This window comes from Stenotrophomonas sp. WZN-1 (genome assembly GCF_002192255.1).
Lineage (GTDB): Bacteria > Pseudomonadota > Gammaproteobacteria > Xanthomonadales > Xanthomonadaceae > Stenotrophomonas.
This window is the reverse complement of sequence record NZ_CP021768.1, coordinates 59,652-74,731: the sequence shown is the minus strand read 5'-3', so window position 1 is coordinate 74,731 and position 15,080 is coordinate 59,652. Positions and strand designations below refer to the sequence as shown.

The 15,080-nt window shown below is 68.6% G+C and carries 11 protein-coding genes; 6 read left to right on the top strand and 5 right to left on the bottom strand.

Going from position 1 to position 15,080, the window contains the following annotated elements:
• Positions 1 to 141: 141 nt before the first annotated feature.
• Positions 142 to 450: a hypothetical protein gene (locus tag CCR98_RS00320; protein WP_087921080.1), complete on the top strand. Its 309-nt coding sequence runs from the start codon at positions 142 to 144 to the stop codon at positions 448 to 450.
• Here CCR98_RS00320 and CCR98_RS00315 read toward each other — a convergent pair.
• Positions 438 to 1,496 carry a DNA topoisomerase IB gene (locus tag CCR98_RS00315; protein WP_087921079.1) on the bottom strand — a complete coding sequence of 353 codons (1,059 nt, stop codon included), beginning with the start codon at positions 1,494 to 1,496 and terminating at the stop codon, positions 438 to 440. The two genes, CCR98_RS00320 and CCR98_RS00315, sit on opposite strands and share 13 nt — an antisense overlap.
• A 111-nt stretch (positions 1,497 to 1,607) precedes the next feature.
• Between CCR98_RS00315 and CCR98_RS00310 the strand changes: the two genes are divergently transcribed.
• From CCR98_RS00310 to CCR98_RS00300, 3 genes are all read left to right on the top strand, one after another.
• Positions 1,608 to 1,997, top strand: coding sequence for an I78 family peptidase inhibitor (locus CCR98_RS00310; protein WP_014035471.1), 390 nt, complete (start codon positions 1,608 to 1,610; stop codon positions 1,995 to 1,997).
• 174 nt (positions 1,998 to 2,171) lie between these two features.
• Positions 2,172 to 6,626: a glutamate synthase large subunit gene (gltB, locus tag CCR98_RS00305; RefSeq protein ID WP_087921078.1), complete on the top strand. Its 4,455-nt coding sequence runs from the start codon at positions 2,172 to 2,174 to the stop codon at positions 6,624 to 6,626.
• 61 nt (positions 6,627 to 6,687) lie between these two features.
• Positions 6,688 to 8,133: an FAD-dependent oxidoreductase gene (locus CCR98_RS00300; RefSeq protein WP_087921077.1), complete on the top strand. Its 1,446-nt coding sequence runs from the start codon at positions 6,688 to 6,690 to the stop codon at positions 8,131 to 8,133.
• Here the strand turns inward: CCR98_RS00300 and CCR98_RS00295 are convergent.
• Positions 8,119 to 10,527 carry an ATP-binding protein gene (locus tag CCR98_RS00295; protein WP_087921076.1) on the bottom strand — a complete coding sequence of 803 codons (2,409 nt, stop codon included), beginning with the start codon at positions 10,525 to 10,527 and terminating at the stop codon, positions 8,119 to 8,121. The genes CCR98_RS00300 and CCR98_RS00295 overlap by 15 nt on opposite strands.
• 166 nt (positions 10,528 to 10,693) lie before the next feature.
• Here CCR98_RS00295 and CCR98_RS00290 point away from each other — a divergent pair, with 166 nt between their 5' ends.
• On the top strand, positions 10,694 to 11,560 hold the full coding sequence (locus CCR98_RS00290) for a methylglyoxal synthase (RefSeq protein ID WP_087921075.1): 867 nt from the start codon (positions 10,694 to 10,696) through the stop codon (positions 11,558 to 11,560).
• Between the two features lie 479 nt (positions 11,561 to 12,039).
• On the opposite strand, the gene CCR98_RS00285 is transcribed toward CCR98_RS00290, so the two are convergent.
• The 3 genes from CCR98_RS00285 to ttcA are packed head-to-tail and all read right to left on the bottom strand — an operon-like array spanning position 12,040 to position 14,717.
• Entirely contained in the window at positions 12,040 to 12,819 is a 780-nt protein-coding gene (locus CCR98_RS00285) for a SprT family zinc-dependent metalloprotease (RefSeq protein ID WP_087921074.1), read from the bottom strand.
• Between the two features lie 59 nt (positions 12,820 to 12,878).
• Positions 12,879 to 13,784 (bottom strand): recombination-associated protein RdgC, encoded by a 906-nt coding sequence (locus CCR98_RS00280; protein ID WP_005411825.1) that lies wholly within the window; start codon positions 13,782 to 13,784, stop codon positions 12,879 to 12,881.
• 36 nt (positions 13,785 to 13,820) lie between these two features.
• A complete protein-coding gene (ttcA, locus tag CCR98_RS00275) occupies positions 13,821 to 14,717 on the bottom strand; it encodes a tRNA 2-thiocytidine(32) synthetase TtcA (RefSeq protein WP_087921073.1) in 897 nt (298 codons plus the stop codon).
• A gap of 89 nt (positions 14,718 to 14,806) precedes the next feature.
• Between ttcA and CCR98_RS00270 the strand changes: the two genes are divergently transcribed.
• Positions 14,807 to 15,010, top strand: a complete 204-nt coding sequence (locus CCR98_RS00270; RefSeq protein ID WP_004153435.1) for a YdcH family protein — start codon at positions 14,807 to 14,809, stop codon at positions 15,008 to 15,010.
• Positions 15,011 to 15,080: the final 70 nt, after the last annotated feature.

Sequence of the window (15,080 nt, the reverse complement as noted above, 5' to 3'; positions counted from 1 at the left end):
GGCGGCATCCGCCGCGCCTTCAGTGTCTCCACCCAGGCTGTCGGCGGCGGTGAGCGCACCGTGTCCACGATGTGCACGGTATTCATTCCGCCACCACGTGCGCCGTCGCACGCTGCACCCAACCACACAAGGAACGCCTCCATGAAACATGCCATCGCCACCGCCGCCGTCTGTCTCGTCCTCGCCGCCTGCAGCAGCACGCCGATGGCCCAGGTGCAGCCGATCGACGGCGTGATCTCCGGCCAGTGCCACAGCGACATGGTGCGCGGCGCAGTCGGCCTGGCCGCCTCGGACGCCACCGTGGCCCGCGCACGCGTGGACAGCGACAGCCTGCACGTACGGGTGCTGCGTCACGACGGCCCGCGGGTGCCGCCGGCCAGCGAAGGCGGTGACCGCCTGACCATCGAAAAAGGCCGCACCAACAACATCACCGCGATCTACTGCGGCTGACCTCTTCGGCTGAGCCTGCGCGCCCTGCGCAGCACGCGCAGGGTGGCCTGTTCCCACTGCCGCGGCCCGCGCAGGCCGGCCAGCTTCGCCAGTTCGCCGCGCTCCCAGCCGGCGAACACGCACGGGTCGATGTAGGCCTTGCGGCACACCGCCGGGGTATTTCCCAACAGCGACGCCACCTCGCACACCACCGCGCGCTGCGCCTGGGCCAACGCGCGCTGGCTGGCCGGTTCCGGCAGCTCGGTAGCCGCGAACGCCTGCACCGCCGCCACGGTCCCGCCCCAGGTGCGGAAGTCCTTGGCGGTGAAGTCCTCGCCCATCACCCCGCGCAGGTAGTCGTTCACCGCGCCGGAGTCGACCGGCTGCAGCGCACCGTCGTCATCGCGGTACTGGAACAGCGCCTGCCCGGGCAGCTGCTGCAGGCGCCGCACCAGCATCCCCAGCCTGCGATCGCCTACGGTCACCTCCTGCAGCTGCCCGGACTTGCCGCGGAAGCGCATGCGTACCCGGCCACCGCGCAGCAGTTCCAGGTGACGGTTGCGCAGTGTGGTCAACCCGAACGAACGGTTCTGCTGGGCGTAGGTTTCATTGCCCACCCGCACCAGCGTGTCCGCCAGCAGCGCGACCACCATGGCCAGCACCTTCTCCTGCGGAAACCCGGGTCGTTTGAGATCCCGTGACAACCGCCGCCGCAACGTAGGCAGGGCCTCGCCAAACGCAATGATGCGGTCGAACTTGCCGGCGTCGCGCTCCTTCGCCCAGTCGGCGTGGTAGCGGTACTGCTTGCGCCCGCGGGCATCGCGGCCGGTGGCCTGCAGGTGGCCGTTGGCGTGGGCGCAGATCCACACGGCGGTATAGGCCGGCGGAATCGCCAGCGCGCGGATCCGCTGCAGGGTGGTGGCGTCGCGTATCGCGTGGCCATCAGCATCGCGGTAGCTGAAACCCTTGCCGGCGCGGCGCCGGCTGATGCCCGGCTGGGTGTCATCGACATAGCGCAGGCCGGCAGCACGTGCGGCCTGTCGTTCGGGGGTGGAGGGGGTTGGCATGCGCGCAGTGTCGCTGCTGTGCTGCCGCGATCCTGTCGATAACACAAGACAAACACGTGAGGATCGGTTCGCCGCTATGCTCGGGGTTTCACAATCCCTTCCGGAGTCATGATGTCGTTCCCGATTCGCGCCCGTTCGCTCTCCGCCCTGCTGCTGCCGGCCGTGCTGGCCCTGACCGCCTGCCAGGCACCGGCGCTGGATGAACAGGATTCGGCCACGGCCCATGCCCAGCAGGCTGCCGAAGCCGCCAAGGCGCCGGCCGACGAAGCCGGCAAGGCCACCGAGGCACCGCCGGTCGGCACCTGCGATGCCAGCCAGGTGCAGAGCCTGGTCGGCCAGGCCTACGCCGACGCGCTGGGCAAGCAGGCGCAGGAAGATGCCGGTGCCCACCAGCTGCGCGTCATGAAGCCCAATGACGTGGCCACGATGGAGTTCCTCGGCGACCGCCTGAACATCGAAGTGGACGACAAGGGCCTGGTCAGCGGCGTGCGCTGCGGCTGAGTTCGACCCCGCGCCGGCACTGGGTTGCCGGCGCGTTCTGTTGCACCTGCAACCGTGTATTGCGGCGCTGCAGCAACCTGTGATCTAGTCGAGGCATCCGGTGGCCTCACGATGCGCTCCAGGGATTGGGCGGGGACGAGTGTCGCCGCCAACCCTATACGCATCGAGGTAGAGATGGCCCCCCGCAACCGCCAAGGGCTTTACGACCCGCGCTCCGAGCGCGATGCCTGTGGATTTGGCATGGTCGCCCAGCTCGACGATCAACCTTCGCGCCTGTTGGTGGATACCGCCATCGCCGCGCTTTCGCGCATGACCCACCGTGGCGGTGTCGCCGCCGATGGCCTGACCGGCGATGGCTGCGGCCTGCTGCTGCGCCGCCCCGATGCCTTCCTGAAACTGCTGGCCGGCGAAGCCGGCATCACCACCGCCGCGCGCTTCGCTGCCGGCCTGGTGTTCCTGCCGCACGACGCCGACGCCGCCGACGCCTGCCGCACGCAGCTGCAGGCGCAGGTGGAAGCGGTCGGCTGCAAGGTCGCCGGCTGGCGCGAGGTACCCACCGACGACAGCGTCTGCGGCCAGCTGGCGCGCGATACCCTGCCGCGCATCGAACAGGTATTCGTCGATGCCGGCGTCGGCCAGGATGATGCCGGCTTCGCGCTGGCGCTGTTCCTGGCCCGCCGCCGCAGCGAACAGCAGCTGCGCGAACACGCCGACTTCTACGTCACCACCCTCACCCCGGATGCGATCAGCTACAAGGGCATGGTGCTGCCGGACAAGCTCAGCCGCTTCTATCCGGACCTGCAGCGGCGCGAGCTGGCCTCCAGCGCGATCGTGTTCCACCAGCGCTTCTCCACCAACACGCTGCCGCGCTGGCCGCTGGCCCACCCGTTCCGCATGCTTGCCCACAACGGCGAGATCAACACCATCGAAGGCAACCGTCGCTGGGCGCAGGCGCGCAGCAAGGTGTGGAAGACGCCGCGCTTCGACATCGCCGAGTTCGACCCGGTGATCTCCATGCACGGTTCGGATTCGCAGAGCCTGGACAACATGCTGGAGCTGATGGTCGCCGGCGGCATGGAGTTGATCCAGGCGCTGCGCATCCTGGTGCCGCCGGCCACCCAGTCGCTGGAGTTCAAGGATCCGGACCTGGCCGCGTTCTACGAATTCCATGGCCTCAACAGCGAGCCGTGGGATGGCCCGGCCGGCATCGTCGCCTGCGACAGCCGCTACGCCGTATGTACCCTCGACCGCAATGGCCTGCGCCCGGCGCGCTGGATGCTGACCGCCGACCGCCACTTCCTGGTCGCCTCCGAAGCCGGTGTGTGGGAAGTGCCGACCGAGCGCGTGGTGCGCAAGGGCAAGCTCGGCCCCGGCGAAATGGTGGCCATCGACCTCAAGCGCGGCGACCTGCTCGACTCCGATGCGGTGGACCGCATCAACCGCGGCCGCGCACCGTACAAGCAGTGGCTGCAGCAGGGCGTGACCTACCTTCAGACCGAACTGATCGACCCTTCGCTGGTGGAAGAGCCGTTCGACGAAGGCACCCTGCGCAGCTACCACAAGCTGTACCAGCTCAGCAGCGAGGAAGTGGAACAGGTGCTGCGGCCGCTGGCCGAGACCGAACAGGAAGCCACCGGCTCGATGGGCGACGACACGCCGATGGCGGTGCTGAGCCAGCGCAGCCGTCCGCTGTACGACTATTTCCGCCAGGCCTTCGCGCAGGTCACCAACCCGCCGATCGACCCGCTGCGCGAAGACTGCGCGATGTCCCTGTCCACCCAGCTCGGCAAGGAGACCAATATCTTCCATGCCGGTCCGGAGACGGTGAACCACGTCATCCTCAACTCGCCGGTGCTCAGCCAGCGCAAGCTGCGCCAGCTGCTGAAGATGGACCAGTACGTGCAGGCCAACCGCCTGCTCGACCTGTCCTACAGCGAAGACGAGGGCCTGCGCGCCGGCATCGAGCGCATCTGCGCCGAAGCCGAACAGGCCGCGCGCGAGGGCATGGTGATGCTGCTGCTGTCCGACCGCTACCCGGTGGCCGGGCGGCCGATGGTGCATGCGCTGCTGGCCACCAGCGCCATCCACCACCACCTCTCGCGGCTGGGCCTGCGCTGCGACGTCAACCTGATCGTGGAAACCGGCACCGCGCGCGACCCGCACCACATGGCCTGCCTGCTCGGCTTCGGCGCCACGGCGGTGTATCCGTACCTGGCCTACCAGACCCTGTTCGACCTTGGCCGCCGCGGCATTCTCAAGCTCAGCAAGGGCGGTGAGCAGTCGCAGATCGGTCGCCGCTACCGCAAGGGCGTCTACAAGGGACTGTCGAAGATCATCTCGAAGATGGGCATCTGTACCGTCGCCAGCTACCGCGGCGCGCAGCTGTTCGAGATCATCGGCCTGCAACCGGAGGTCGTGGACCTGTGCTTCCCGGATACCGCCTCGCGCATCGGTGGCGCAGGTTTCGCGCGCCTGGATACCGACGCACGCGAGCTGTGCGCGCAGGCCTGGGACGCGCAGCAGGACGTCGATGTCGGCGGCCTGCTGAAGTACGTGCACGGCGGCGAGTACCACATGTACAACCCGGACGTGGTCACCACCCTGCAGCGCGCGGCGCGCAGCGGCGACCCGCGTGCGTGGCAGCAGTACTGCGATGCGGTGCACGCGCGTCCGCCGTCGGCACTGCGCGACCTGCTGGAACTGGTGCCGGCCGCTACGCCGGTACCGCTGGACGAGGTGGCCCCGGCCAGCGAACTGTTCCCGCGTTTTGACACCGCTGCGATCAGCCTCGGTGCGCTGTCGCCGGAGGCGCACGAGGCGCTGGCGATTGCGATGAATCGCCTGGGTGGCCGAAGCAATTCCGGCGAAGGCGGCGAAGACCCCGCCCGCTATGGCACCGCCAAGCGCAGCAAGATCAAGCAGGTGGCCTCGGGCCGCTTCGGCGTCACCGCCGAATACCTGGTCAATGCCGAGGTGCTGCAGATCAAGGTCGCGCAGGGCGCCAAGCCCGGCGAAGGCGGCCAGCTGCCCGGGCACAAGGTCAACGAGCTGATCGCGCGGCTGCGCTACGCGCGCCCGGGCATCGGCCTGATCTCGCCGCCGCCGCACCACGACATCTATTCGATTGAAGACTTGGCGCAGCTGATCTACGACCTGAAGCAGGTCAATCCGACCGCGCTGGTGTCGGTGAAGCTGGTCAGCCATGCCGGCGTCGGCACGATTGCCGCCGGCGTGGTCAAGGCCGGTGCGGACCTGATCACCATCTCCGGCCATGACGGCGGCACCGGTGCGTCGCCGGTCAGCTCGATCCGCTATGCCGGCGTGCCGTGGGAGCTGGGCGTGGCCGAGGCGCACCAGGCGCTGCTGGCCAACGACCTGCGCGGGCGTACCCTGCTGCAGACCGATGGCGGCCTGAAGACCGGCCTGGACGTGGTCAAGGCGGCGTTGCTGGGCGCGGACAGCTTCGGCTTCGGCACCGCACCGATGATCGTGCTGGGCTGCAAGTACCTGCGCATCTGCCACCTCAACAACTGCGCCACCGGCGTGGCCACCCAGGATGACCGCCTGCGCGAGAACCACTTCACCGGCCAGCCCGAGCGCGTGGAGAACTTCTTCCGCCTGCTGGCCGAGGAAGTGCGTGGCTGGCTGTCGTACTTGGGCGCGCGTTCGCTGGAAGAGATCGTCGGCCGTACCGACCTGCTGCGGCAGATCGACGCCGCGCCGCGCGATGGCGTTCGCGTGGACCTGTCACGCCTGCTGGCCGACAGCCGCTACGAGGGCAGCCACTGCGCCGCGCAGCGCCTGTACGAATCGCCGGACAGCCTGGCCACGCAGATGGATGGCCTGCTGGCGCCGGCCATCGAGCACAAGCGTGGTGGCGAGCATCGCTTCCTGATCCACAACACCGACCGCAGCATCGGCACCCGCCTGGCCGGTGCTGTGGCGCGCGCGCACGGCAACCAGGGCATGGCCGAGGCGCCGCTGGAACTGCGCTTCCGTGGCAGCGCCGGGCAGAGCTTCGGCGCCTTCAACGTCGGCGGCCTGCACCTGGAAGTGGAAGGCGAAGCCAACGATTACGTCGGCAAGGGCATGGCCGGCGGCCGGCTGGTGGTGCGCCCGCCGCGTGGTGCCCGCTTCGAGGCGCGCAGCACCGCGATCATCGGCAACACCTGCCTGTACGGTGCCACCGGTGGTGAACTGTTCGCTGCCGGTCGTGCCGGCGAGCGCTTCGCGGTGCGCAATTCCGGCGCGCTGGCGGTGGTGGAAGGTGCCGGTGATCACTGCTGCGAGTACATGACCGATGGCGTGGTACTGGTGCTGGGCAAGGTCGGCCTGAACTTCGGCGCCGGTTTCACCGGCGGCCTGGCCTACGTGCTGGACGTGGACCGCGATTTCGTCGACCGCTACAACCACGAGCTGATCGACATCCATCGCGTGTCCGCCGAAGGCTTCGAGAACTACCGCCAGCACCTGCACCGCCTGATCGGCCGCCATCGCGAACTGACCGGCAGCATCTGGGCGCAGCAGATCCTGGACGAGTTCCGCGATTACATCGGCAGGTTCTGGCTGGTCAAACCCAAGGCCGCCAGCATCGAGTCGCTGACCGAAACCCTGCGCCGCGCTGCGTGATGTTTTCCGGTTGTGCCGGCCGCTGGCCGGCAACGTTCCCCCTCGCATTCCAGAGCCCGCCATGAGCCGCAAGCACGCCTTCCAGTTCCTCGACCTGCCCCGCACCATGCCGCAGCGCATCCCGGTGGAACTGCGCACGTCCGGCGATTGGGGCGAGCTGTACGGAAAGTTCGGCAAGGAAGATGCCCAGTACCAGGCCGGTCGCTGCCTGGATTGCGGCAACCCGTACTGCAGTTGGAAGTGCCCGGTGCACAACGCCATTCCGCAGTGGCTGCAACTGGTGCAGGAGAACCGCATCCACGAAGCGGCCACGCTGTGCCACAGCACCAACCCGCTGCCGGAGGTGTGCGGCCGGGTCTGCCCGCAGGATCGCCTGTGCGAGGGCAGCTGCACGCTGGAAGAGTTCGGTGCGGTCACCATCGGTGCGGTGGAGAAGTACATCGTCGATACCGCACTGGCCAGTGGCTGGCGCCCAGACCTGGGTGCGGTACAGCCGACCGGCCACAGCGTGGCGGTGATCGGCGCTGGTCCGGCCGGCCTGGCCTGCGCCGATCGCCTCGCCCGCGCCGGCATTGCCGCCGTGGTCTATGACCGCTACGAGCAGATCGGCGGCCTGCTGCAGTTCGGCATTCCCAGCTTCAAGCTGGACAAGGACGTGATCCATCGCCGCCGCGAAGTGCTGGAGGGCATGGGCGTGCAGTTCCGCCTCGGCGTGGAGATCGGACGCGACCTCAGCGTGCAGCAGCTGCTGGATACCCATGATGCGGTGTTCGTCGGCACCGGCGCCTACCGCTACACCGACGGTGGCCTCGACGGCCAGGACCTGAAGGGCGTGCTGCCGGCACTGCCGTTCCTGGTGCAGAACAGCCGCATCGTCGGGGGTGATGATCCGAAGGGCCGGCCGATTGCCGGCTGGGAAGACACCATCGCCCTGCCCGACCTCAACGGCAAGCGCGTGGTGGTGCTCGGTGGTGGCGATACCGGCATGGACTGCGTGCGCAGTGCCGTGCGCCTGGGCGCGGCCAAGGTCACCTGCGCCTACCGCCGCGACGAAGCCAACATGCCCGGCAGCGCGCGCGAAGTGGCCAATGCGCGCGAAGAAGGCGTGCGCTTCCTGTTCAACCGCCAGCCGCTGTCGATCGAAGCCGGTGCCGACGACGAAGTGATCGGCGTGACCGTGGTCGAAACCCGCCTGGGCGAGCCCGATGCCAATGGCCGCCAGAACGCCGTGCCGATCGAAGGCAGTGAATCGCTGCTGGAAGCGGACGTGGTGATCATCGCATTCGGCTTCTCGCCGAGCGTGCCGGCGTGGCTGGCCGAGCTGGGCGTGGAAGGCCAGTCCAACGGCCGCATCGTCGCCGGGGGCAAGGACCGCCTGCCGTTCCAGACCGCGCATCCACGCCTGTTCGCCGGTGGCGACGCGGTACGCGGTGCAGACCTGGTGGTGACCGCCGTGGCCGAAGGCCGCGATGCCGCTGCCAGCATCGTCCGCCTACTGGCGCACTGAGTCCGGCAACAGCAGCACTTCCAGCAGCGCGCGCAGTTCGCACGGCTCCACCGGCTTGGCCAGGAAATGGTCGATGCCCGCATCACGGCAGGCCTCACGCGTGCGCTCCAGCACACTGGCGGTCAGCGCGATGATCGGCACCTGCGCGCGGATGGCGCAGGTATCGCCACGGATCGCCCGTGCCAGCGCGAAGCCATCCATGTGCGGCATATGGCAGTCGGTGATCACCAGGTCGAACGACTGTGCCTGCCAGGCCTCCCATGCCTGCAACCCGTCGTCGCAGGCATGCACCTGCAGCCCCAGTTCGCGCAGGCGCTGCTCCAGCAACTGCAGGTTGGTCGGATGGTCTTCGACAACCAGTACCCGCGCCGGCGGCAGCGGCCGTTGCGCGGCCGCCGTGAGCACCGCTACCGCCGTCGGTGCCGCACAGGCCGCCAGAGCCAGTTCCAGCCATACGGTGGTGCCTTTGCCGGGCGCGCTGCGCAGGTGCAGCTGCCCGCCCATTGATGCCGCCAGCTCGCGGCAGATCGACAGGCCCAGCCCACTGCCACCAAAGCGGCGCGTGGTCGAGGTCTCGGCCTGCTCGTAGGCAGCGAACACCGCCTGCTGCCGCTCCACGCTGATGCCCACGCCGGTATCGGTCACCTGCAGGCGCAACCGCTGCCCGCCGTCGCGCCGCTGCAGCACGTGGACCTGCAACACCACGCTTCCCTGCAGGGTGAACTTGAGTGCATTGCCGGCCAGGTTGAACAGGACCTGGCGCAGGCGCAGCCCATCGGCCAGCGACCACCGCTGCAACGCGGGGTCGATCTCGCTGTGCAGGTGCAGGCCGCGGCTGGCCGCAACGGGCATCAACAGCTGCTGCACCGCGCGCACCAGCGCCGCAAGGTCGGTCGGCCGCAGCTGCAGTGGCGCTGGCTGCAGGCGCTGGCTGTGCAGCACATCGTCGAGGATCTGCCGCAGCATCTGCGCGGCGTCACCCACGGTGGTCAGCACCTGCCGCTGGCCCGCATCCAGGTCACTGCCCGCCAGCCGCTCCAGCATGCCCAGCAGGGTACTCATCGGCGTGCGGATCTGGTGGCTCATGGTCGCCAGGAAATGGCTCTTGGCCTGCGCCGCCTGCTCGGCCGCGTGGCGCGCCTCGGCCAGCGCTACGGCACGCGCCTGTGCTTCGCTGACATCCAACCAGTAGCCGCTCCACTCCACGCTGCTGTCATCGCATTGCAGCGGCCGTCCCTGCGAACGGACCCAGCGCCAGCCCTGCGCCGACCGCGTGCGGAAGGTCACATCGATGGGACCGCGCACCAGCGCGGCCGCTTCAATGCACGCCATCACCCGGCTGCGGTCGTCGGCATGTACTGCGGCCAGCAGCTGCAGATGGTCAATCCGCGCGGTCTCCACGCTTACCCCGAACAGCGCCTGCACATCGCCGGCGATCTGCGCCAGGCTGTAGTGGCCGGTTGCCGAACGGCGGGCCTGGTAGACCACCGCCGGCAGGTTCGCGGTGACATCGTGCAACCGCTGCTCCAGCACGCGACGACGCACGCTCTCGCGATGCACGCGCCAGTAGCCGAACGCATGCAGCAGCGCGAGCGCGAGCAGGATCAGCGACGCCGGCACCAGCCAGCGCAGTGCCGAACCGGAGAGCTGCGCGCGTGGCCGATCCGGCAGCCAGGCGCTGCGGTTCGACGCGCGACGTGCATCGCCCTCCCGCATCAGCCGCTGGTCGAAAGCGGCGACCACGTCGGCACAGGCCGGCGCGGCTGCGAGTACCAGTGCATCGCCGAAGCCCGCTGGCGCCGCGATCACCACGGCGTCGCCCGGCTCCGCGCGGAGCGCGGCTTCCACTTCAGCGAGATTGGCGACCACGGCGTCGACCAGGCCGGCGCGCAGCAGTGACAGCGCGTGGTCCAGCGGCGCAGGTGCCAGCAGCTGCGCCCCCGGGGCCTGCTCGGCCAGCAGTGCCTCCAGCGGCAGCCGGTCCGGGCTGGCCACGCTGCGGCCACGCAGGCCCTCCAGTCCCAGCACCGCAGCGGCGCCCTCGCGCCGCACGATCACCTGTGGCACTTCCAGGTAGGGGCTGCTGGCCACCCAGCCGGTCGGCAGCTGTGCGCGCGGCCAGCCCAGCAGCACCTGGGTGCCGGCCGGCAGTGATCCCTCGGTAAGCACCGCCGCAGGCAACGGCTTCGCATGCTGCACCGCCTGCGTGCCCAGCAGCGGCAGGTAGTCCGCGGCCAGTCCCGTAACCTCGCCCTGTTGGCTGTATGACAGTGGCGGCCGGTCGGAGCGCCATGCCACCTGCAGGGGGCTCGCACACCCGGATGCAGCGGCGATACCGGGCAGCAACAGCGATGCCATGACAGCGGCGACGGCGCGGCGGCCGGCGACATTCACGATGGACGTCCTCATTTCGCGGGCAGGAACCACGGCCGCGCAGCGGTACCGCTGCAGCCACGCTAGCGAGGCAGGCTTCCGCGACAATGAGAAAAATTGGAAAAGCATCCGCATCGGCGAATGCCGACATACACTGCCGCTTCTACCCGTCCCTACGGAGCGCTCGATGCGTATCGGCCTGGCCGCCAACCGTCTCCATCACCACGATGCGCGCGCCGCGCTGTTCCGTTGGCTGCGTGCCAGCGAGGCTGGCCTGCGTGAACTGGGGGTGTCGCTGCATGCGGTCGGGCGCACGCACGATGCGATCGAACGGCAGGGATTCCTGACCGGCTACGGCGGCCTGCGCCGGTACCCCTACGGGCGCGAGGGTGGCCTGATGAAGCTGGTGGCCGAGGTGGTCGGCATGGGGCCGGAGCGGACGCTGGACGGTGCGATCTACCTGATCGACCCGGTCGATCCGTCCTCGGTGTTTCCGGAAGCAACCGCGCTCAAACGGCAGTGCGTGATCCACGGCAAGCCGTTCATTTCAACCGTGGCCACTGCACGCGACTGGATCGAGGTCGAGCGCATCCACGCCGGGCTGGCGGCCGATACCGGTGCCGACGACCTGCATGCGTTCGAAAGCCAGACGCTGGCACTGATCGCGCACGATGCGATGAAGCCGGCGATGCTGGCCTTCGCCGATGAGCACTTCGATGTACTGGCCCGGTTCGGCGAGCGGGTGGCGACCGGCACCACCGGCCAGCGTTTGAACGAGCTGGCCTGGAGCCGGGGCTGGCCGCGTGATACGCCGTGGGTGACGCGCTACCAGAGCGGCCCGATGGGCGGTGATGCGCAGATTGCCGACCGGGTGCTGGAGGGGCGTTGCCAGCGCGCGATCTTCTTCGAGGACCCGCATGTGGCACGCCAGCACGAGGCGGATATCCAGCTGCTGGAGCGCGCGGTGACGACGGTGACCGACCAGGCGGTGTGCATCACGGCGCCGCGGGTGGCGGCACGCTGGGCAACGGCGGCGGCGTTGCGGGCGGGGTGAGGGTTTCGGCCAACGGCTGAGCCCCTCGTGGTGGGTCGTTCAAATCAGAAGCCGTGCTCGGCCGGGCGGGGTGGATTGCGCAGGGGTCGCTGCAAGTCCCCCTCCGGGGCCCGGCCCAGCCGCTGGCGGCTGTGCGTTCAGGCGCTTGCGAAGCAGTGCTTCGCAAGCAAAGCGCCTTCACCCCTGTAAGCTCGGTCGCCGCATCCATGCGGCTCACGCCCCTGCGCAACCCACCCCGCCCGGCCACGGACAGTTTCCGGTGTGCCCACCACGGAAGAAAGAAGGAAGAGCAGGAGCGGGTCGCGCGCTGCGCGCGCACCATGGCTCGTTGCCATGGCGGGGAATGCCCATTCTTTGCGCAGCATCGGGCTTGCTCGACTGCTCAGCACACGCTCTGGAGTGAAGCCCCTTCTGTTGAAGGGGCGCGCCGAAGGCGGGGGTAGAGGAACAATGCGTGGGCAACTGCTGTAGCGCTGGCGCTACAGCAGTTGCCGGAGCATAGCTTTCAAGCGGCGCCCTTCCAGCTGGAAGTAGTCGCGCTGTTCGCGCCACGCGGGGAAGCGCTGTTCCACTTCATTCCAGAACGCGGGCGAATGATTCGGCTGGATCAGGTGGCAGAGTTCGTGCACCAGCACGTACTCGAATGCTTCAGGGCGCCCCAGCACCAGTGCCAGGTCCAGTGCCATGCTGCCGTCGGGAGCCAACGAGCCCCACTGCGAGGACATCACCTTCAGCCGCAGGCGGCTGGGTGCACGTGGCAGGGTAGGCAGGTACTTCGGCAGCCAGCGGCCGACATCGGCGCGGGTCTGTGCTTCGTAGAACTCGCGCAGCAGGCGGCGCAGGGTGGCATCGCCGGCACGGGTCGGCCACTGCACGCAGGCGCCGTGTGCGTCGATCTCCAGCCGCGCATAGCGGCCTTCCTGCCAGCGCAGCGGCAACAGTTCGCCGCGCAGTGGCAGCACGCCGTCCTCGCCTGGCTGCAATGGGGCGGGCAGGCCCTGGCTCTGGTACTGGCGCAGCTGCAGCGCCAACCAGTCGCGGTGCTGTTCCAGGAAACGCTCGCCCATCACCAGGCTGGCCCGCGGCGGCAGGGTCAATCGTGCGCCGCGCTCGTCCACGCTCAGCTTGATGCGGCGCGCACGTGGATCGCGCACGCGCAGCACCTCGATCTCGGCATCCTCCAGGCGCAGGCGAACGGTGTCGCGCTGTACGGTGGCGGGCGGGGTCGGGCTGATCAGGCGGCGCAGCAGACGGCTCATGCGCCCAGCATAGCGCCGCTTCGGGCCGCCGGATGACCGGCGGCCGTCGGGCTGCCTGTTCAGTCAGCCTTGCTGAGCTTGAAGGCTTCTTCCAGCAACAGGAACAGGCGGCGGATCTCGGCGCTCTGCAGGGCGAAGCGGGCGTCGAACTCGGCGCGGCGGCCGTCTTCGTCGGCATGCTCCAGCTGGTCCAGGGCACCATCGAGGAACTTCAGCTTGCGCACGATCAGGTCGTCGCCGATCACGAACGACAGGTTGTCCTCGAAGATCAGCGCCAGCTTGGTCACCTGCTTGCCGGCGTCCAGGTGCTTGTCGATCTCGTCGCAGCGCAGTTCCTGGTGCTGGCACTTGACCACGGCGCCGCCTTCCACCGGATCCTTCATCTCGCACTCTTCGCCCAGGCTCAGCCCGGTCGGCAGCGGCTCGCCGGCGATCCAGCCGGTCAGGATCGAGCGCGGCGCGACTTCGGCGTTCAACGGCATCGCCGGGAAGCTGCCGAGCAGCCCGCGGATGTCGGACATGAAGTACTCGCCGGTCTTGCGGCTGGAGGTATCCACCGCGACGTAGCCGTGCTGCAGGTCGATGAAGGCGTCGTTGCGCGAGGACTTCACGAAGGCGCGCGGCAGCAGTTCATGCAGCAGGTCGTCCTTCATGCGCTTGCGCTCGCGGCCACCCGGGCGACGGCCTTCCTTCTCCTCGATCTCCTCCAGCTTGCGTTCGAGCAGGTCGTTGACCACCGCCGCCGGCAGGATCTTGTCCTCGCCGCCCACGGTCAGCCACAGGTGCTCGGCGATGCGGTGGGACAGCAGTTCCTTCTCCTCGCGGCCGAACGGCGAGATGAAGCCGCGCGAGTTCATTTCCAGCGCGCCGACCGGCTTCAGCAGGGCGTGCGGCAGCAGGGTGTCGACTTCGGAAAAATCGGTGGTGGTCGGGAAACGGAAGAACGTCAGGTTGCGAAAGAACATGGAATTCCGGTGTCTGAAGGAGAAGGGCGCCCGACCTTAATCGGCAGGCGTCTCGGGGACTGCGTCGGCCAGCCAGGCATCGGCATGCGCTGCATGCCCGCTGTGGCCCAGGGCCCTGAAATCGAACAGGGTGGCATCGGCCAGTTGTGCGGGCCGTACATCGGCCATGGCGCGTGCGATCTGTTCGATACGGCCCGGATGGTCCTGGTCCCACTGCTTGAGCATCAGGCCGACCTGCCGACGCTGCAGGTTTTCCTGGCTGCCACACAGGGTGCAGGGAATGATCGGGAAACGGCGGGCCTGCGCATACTCGGCGATGTCGTGCTCGCGCACGTAGGCCAGCGGTCGGATCACCACGTGCTGGCCATCGTCGCTGAGCAGCTTCGGTGGCATGGCCGCCAGCTTGGCATGGTGGAACAGGTTCATGAACAACGTAGCCACCATGTCGTCGCAATGATGGCCCAGCGCGATCCGGGTGAAGCCATGCGCCTTGGCGTGGTTGTACAGCGCACCGCGGCGCAGGCGCGAGCACAGCGAACACATCGTCCGGCCTTCCGGGATGACCCGGCTGACCACCGAGTAGGTATCCTGCTCGATGATCTGGTACGGCACGCCCAGCGCGGCCAGGTACTCCGGCAGGACATGCCCGGGGAAGCCGGGCTGCTTCTGGTCAAGGTTCACCGCGACCAGTTCGAACGGCACCGGCGCCTTTTTCTGCAGCTGCAGCAGCAGGTCCAGCAGGGTGTAGCTGTCCTTGCCACCGGACAGGCACACCATGACCTTGTCGCCTGCTTCGATCATGCCGAAGTCGGCGATGGCCTGGCCGACCTGGCGACGCAGCCGCTTGCCCAGCCTGTCCTGCCCGGGCCCGGGCACGCGCGGACCACGCAACGCGCGCTGCGGGGGATCGGGAAGGGAAATCACGGCGGTCATCGGCCCATTCTAACGGCTTGCGGCAGCCTGGACCCGGTGTCGGGGCCCCCTCTCCCGGCGGTCATCATCGCTGTGTATGCTCGGAGGCTGTGGACACCTACAGCCCCGCCGAGATCGTCGAGCACCTCGCCGCCCTGCGCGCCGAGCACCGCCTGCTGGATGAACAGATCACCCGCATGGCCGCCAACGGCGAGGACGAGCTGGAGTCCAAGCGCCTGAAGCGGCGCAAGCTGCAGCTGAAGGACTGCATCGCCAGGCTGGAAAGCCTGCAGATTCCCGACGAGCCGGCCTGACGCCGGATTCGGGTGGGGGCCAACCGTGGTCGGCACGGCTGGCAGGTGTGGACCAGGTAGATGCCAACCT

What these genes read in the sequence shown, in the direction of transcription:
- CCR98_RS00280 (WP_005411825.1), bottom strand. Translation starts at nt 13,784, where the DNA reads ATGTTCTTTCGCAACCTGACGTTCTTCCGTTTCCCGACCACCACCGAT.
- CCR98_RS00290 (WP_087921075.1), top strand. Translation starts at nt 10,694, where the DNA reads ATGCGTATCGGCCTGGCCGCCAACCGTCTCCATCACCACGATGCGCGC.
- CCR98_RS00285 (WP_087921074.1), bottom strand. Translation starts at nt 12,819, where the DNA reads ATGAGCCGTCTGCTGCGCCGCCTGATCAGCCCGACCCCGCCCGCCACC.
- CCR98_RS00300 (WP_087921077.1), top strand. Translation starts at nt 6,688, where the DNA reads ATGAGCCGCAAGCACGCCTTCCAGTTCCTCGACCTGCCCCGCACCATG.
- ttcA (WP_087921073.1), bottom strand. Translation starts at nt 14,717, where the DNA reads ATGACCGCCGTGATTTCCCTTCCCGATCCCCCGCAGCGCGCGTTGCGT.
- CCR98_RS00320 (WP_087921080.1), top strand. Translation starts at nt 142, where the DNA reads ATGAAACATGCCATCGCCACCGCCGCCGTCTGTCTCGTCCTCGCCGCC.
- gltB (WP_087921078.1), top strand. Translation starts at nt 2,172, where the DNA reads ATGGCCCCCCGCAACCGCCAAGGGCTTTACGACCCGCGCTCCGAGCGC.
- CCR98_RS00310 (WP_014035471.1), top strand. Translation starts at nt 1,608, where the DNA reads ATGTCGTTCCCGATTCGCGCCCGTTCGCTCTCCGCCCTGCTGCTGCCG.
- CCR98_RS00315 (WP_087921079.1), bottom strand. Translation starts at nt 1,496, where the DNA reads ATGCCAACCCCCTCCACCCCCGAACGACAGGCCGCACGTGCTGCCGGC.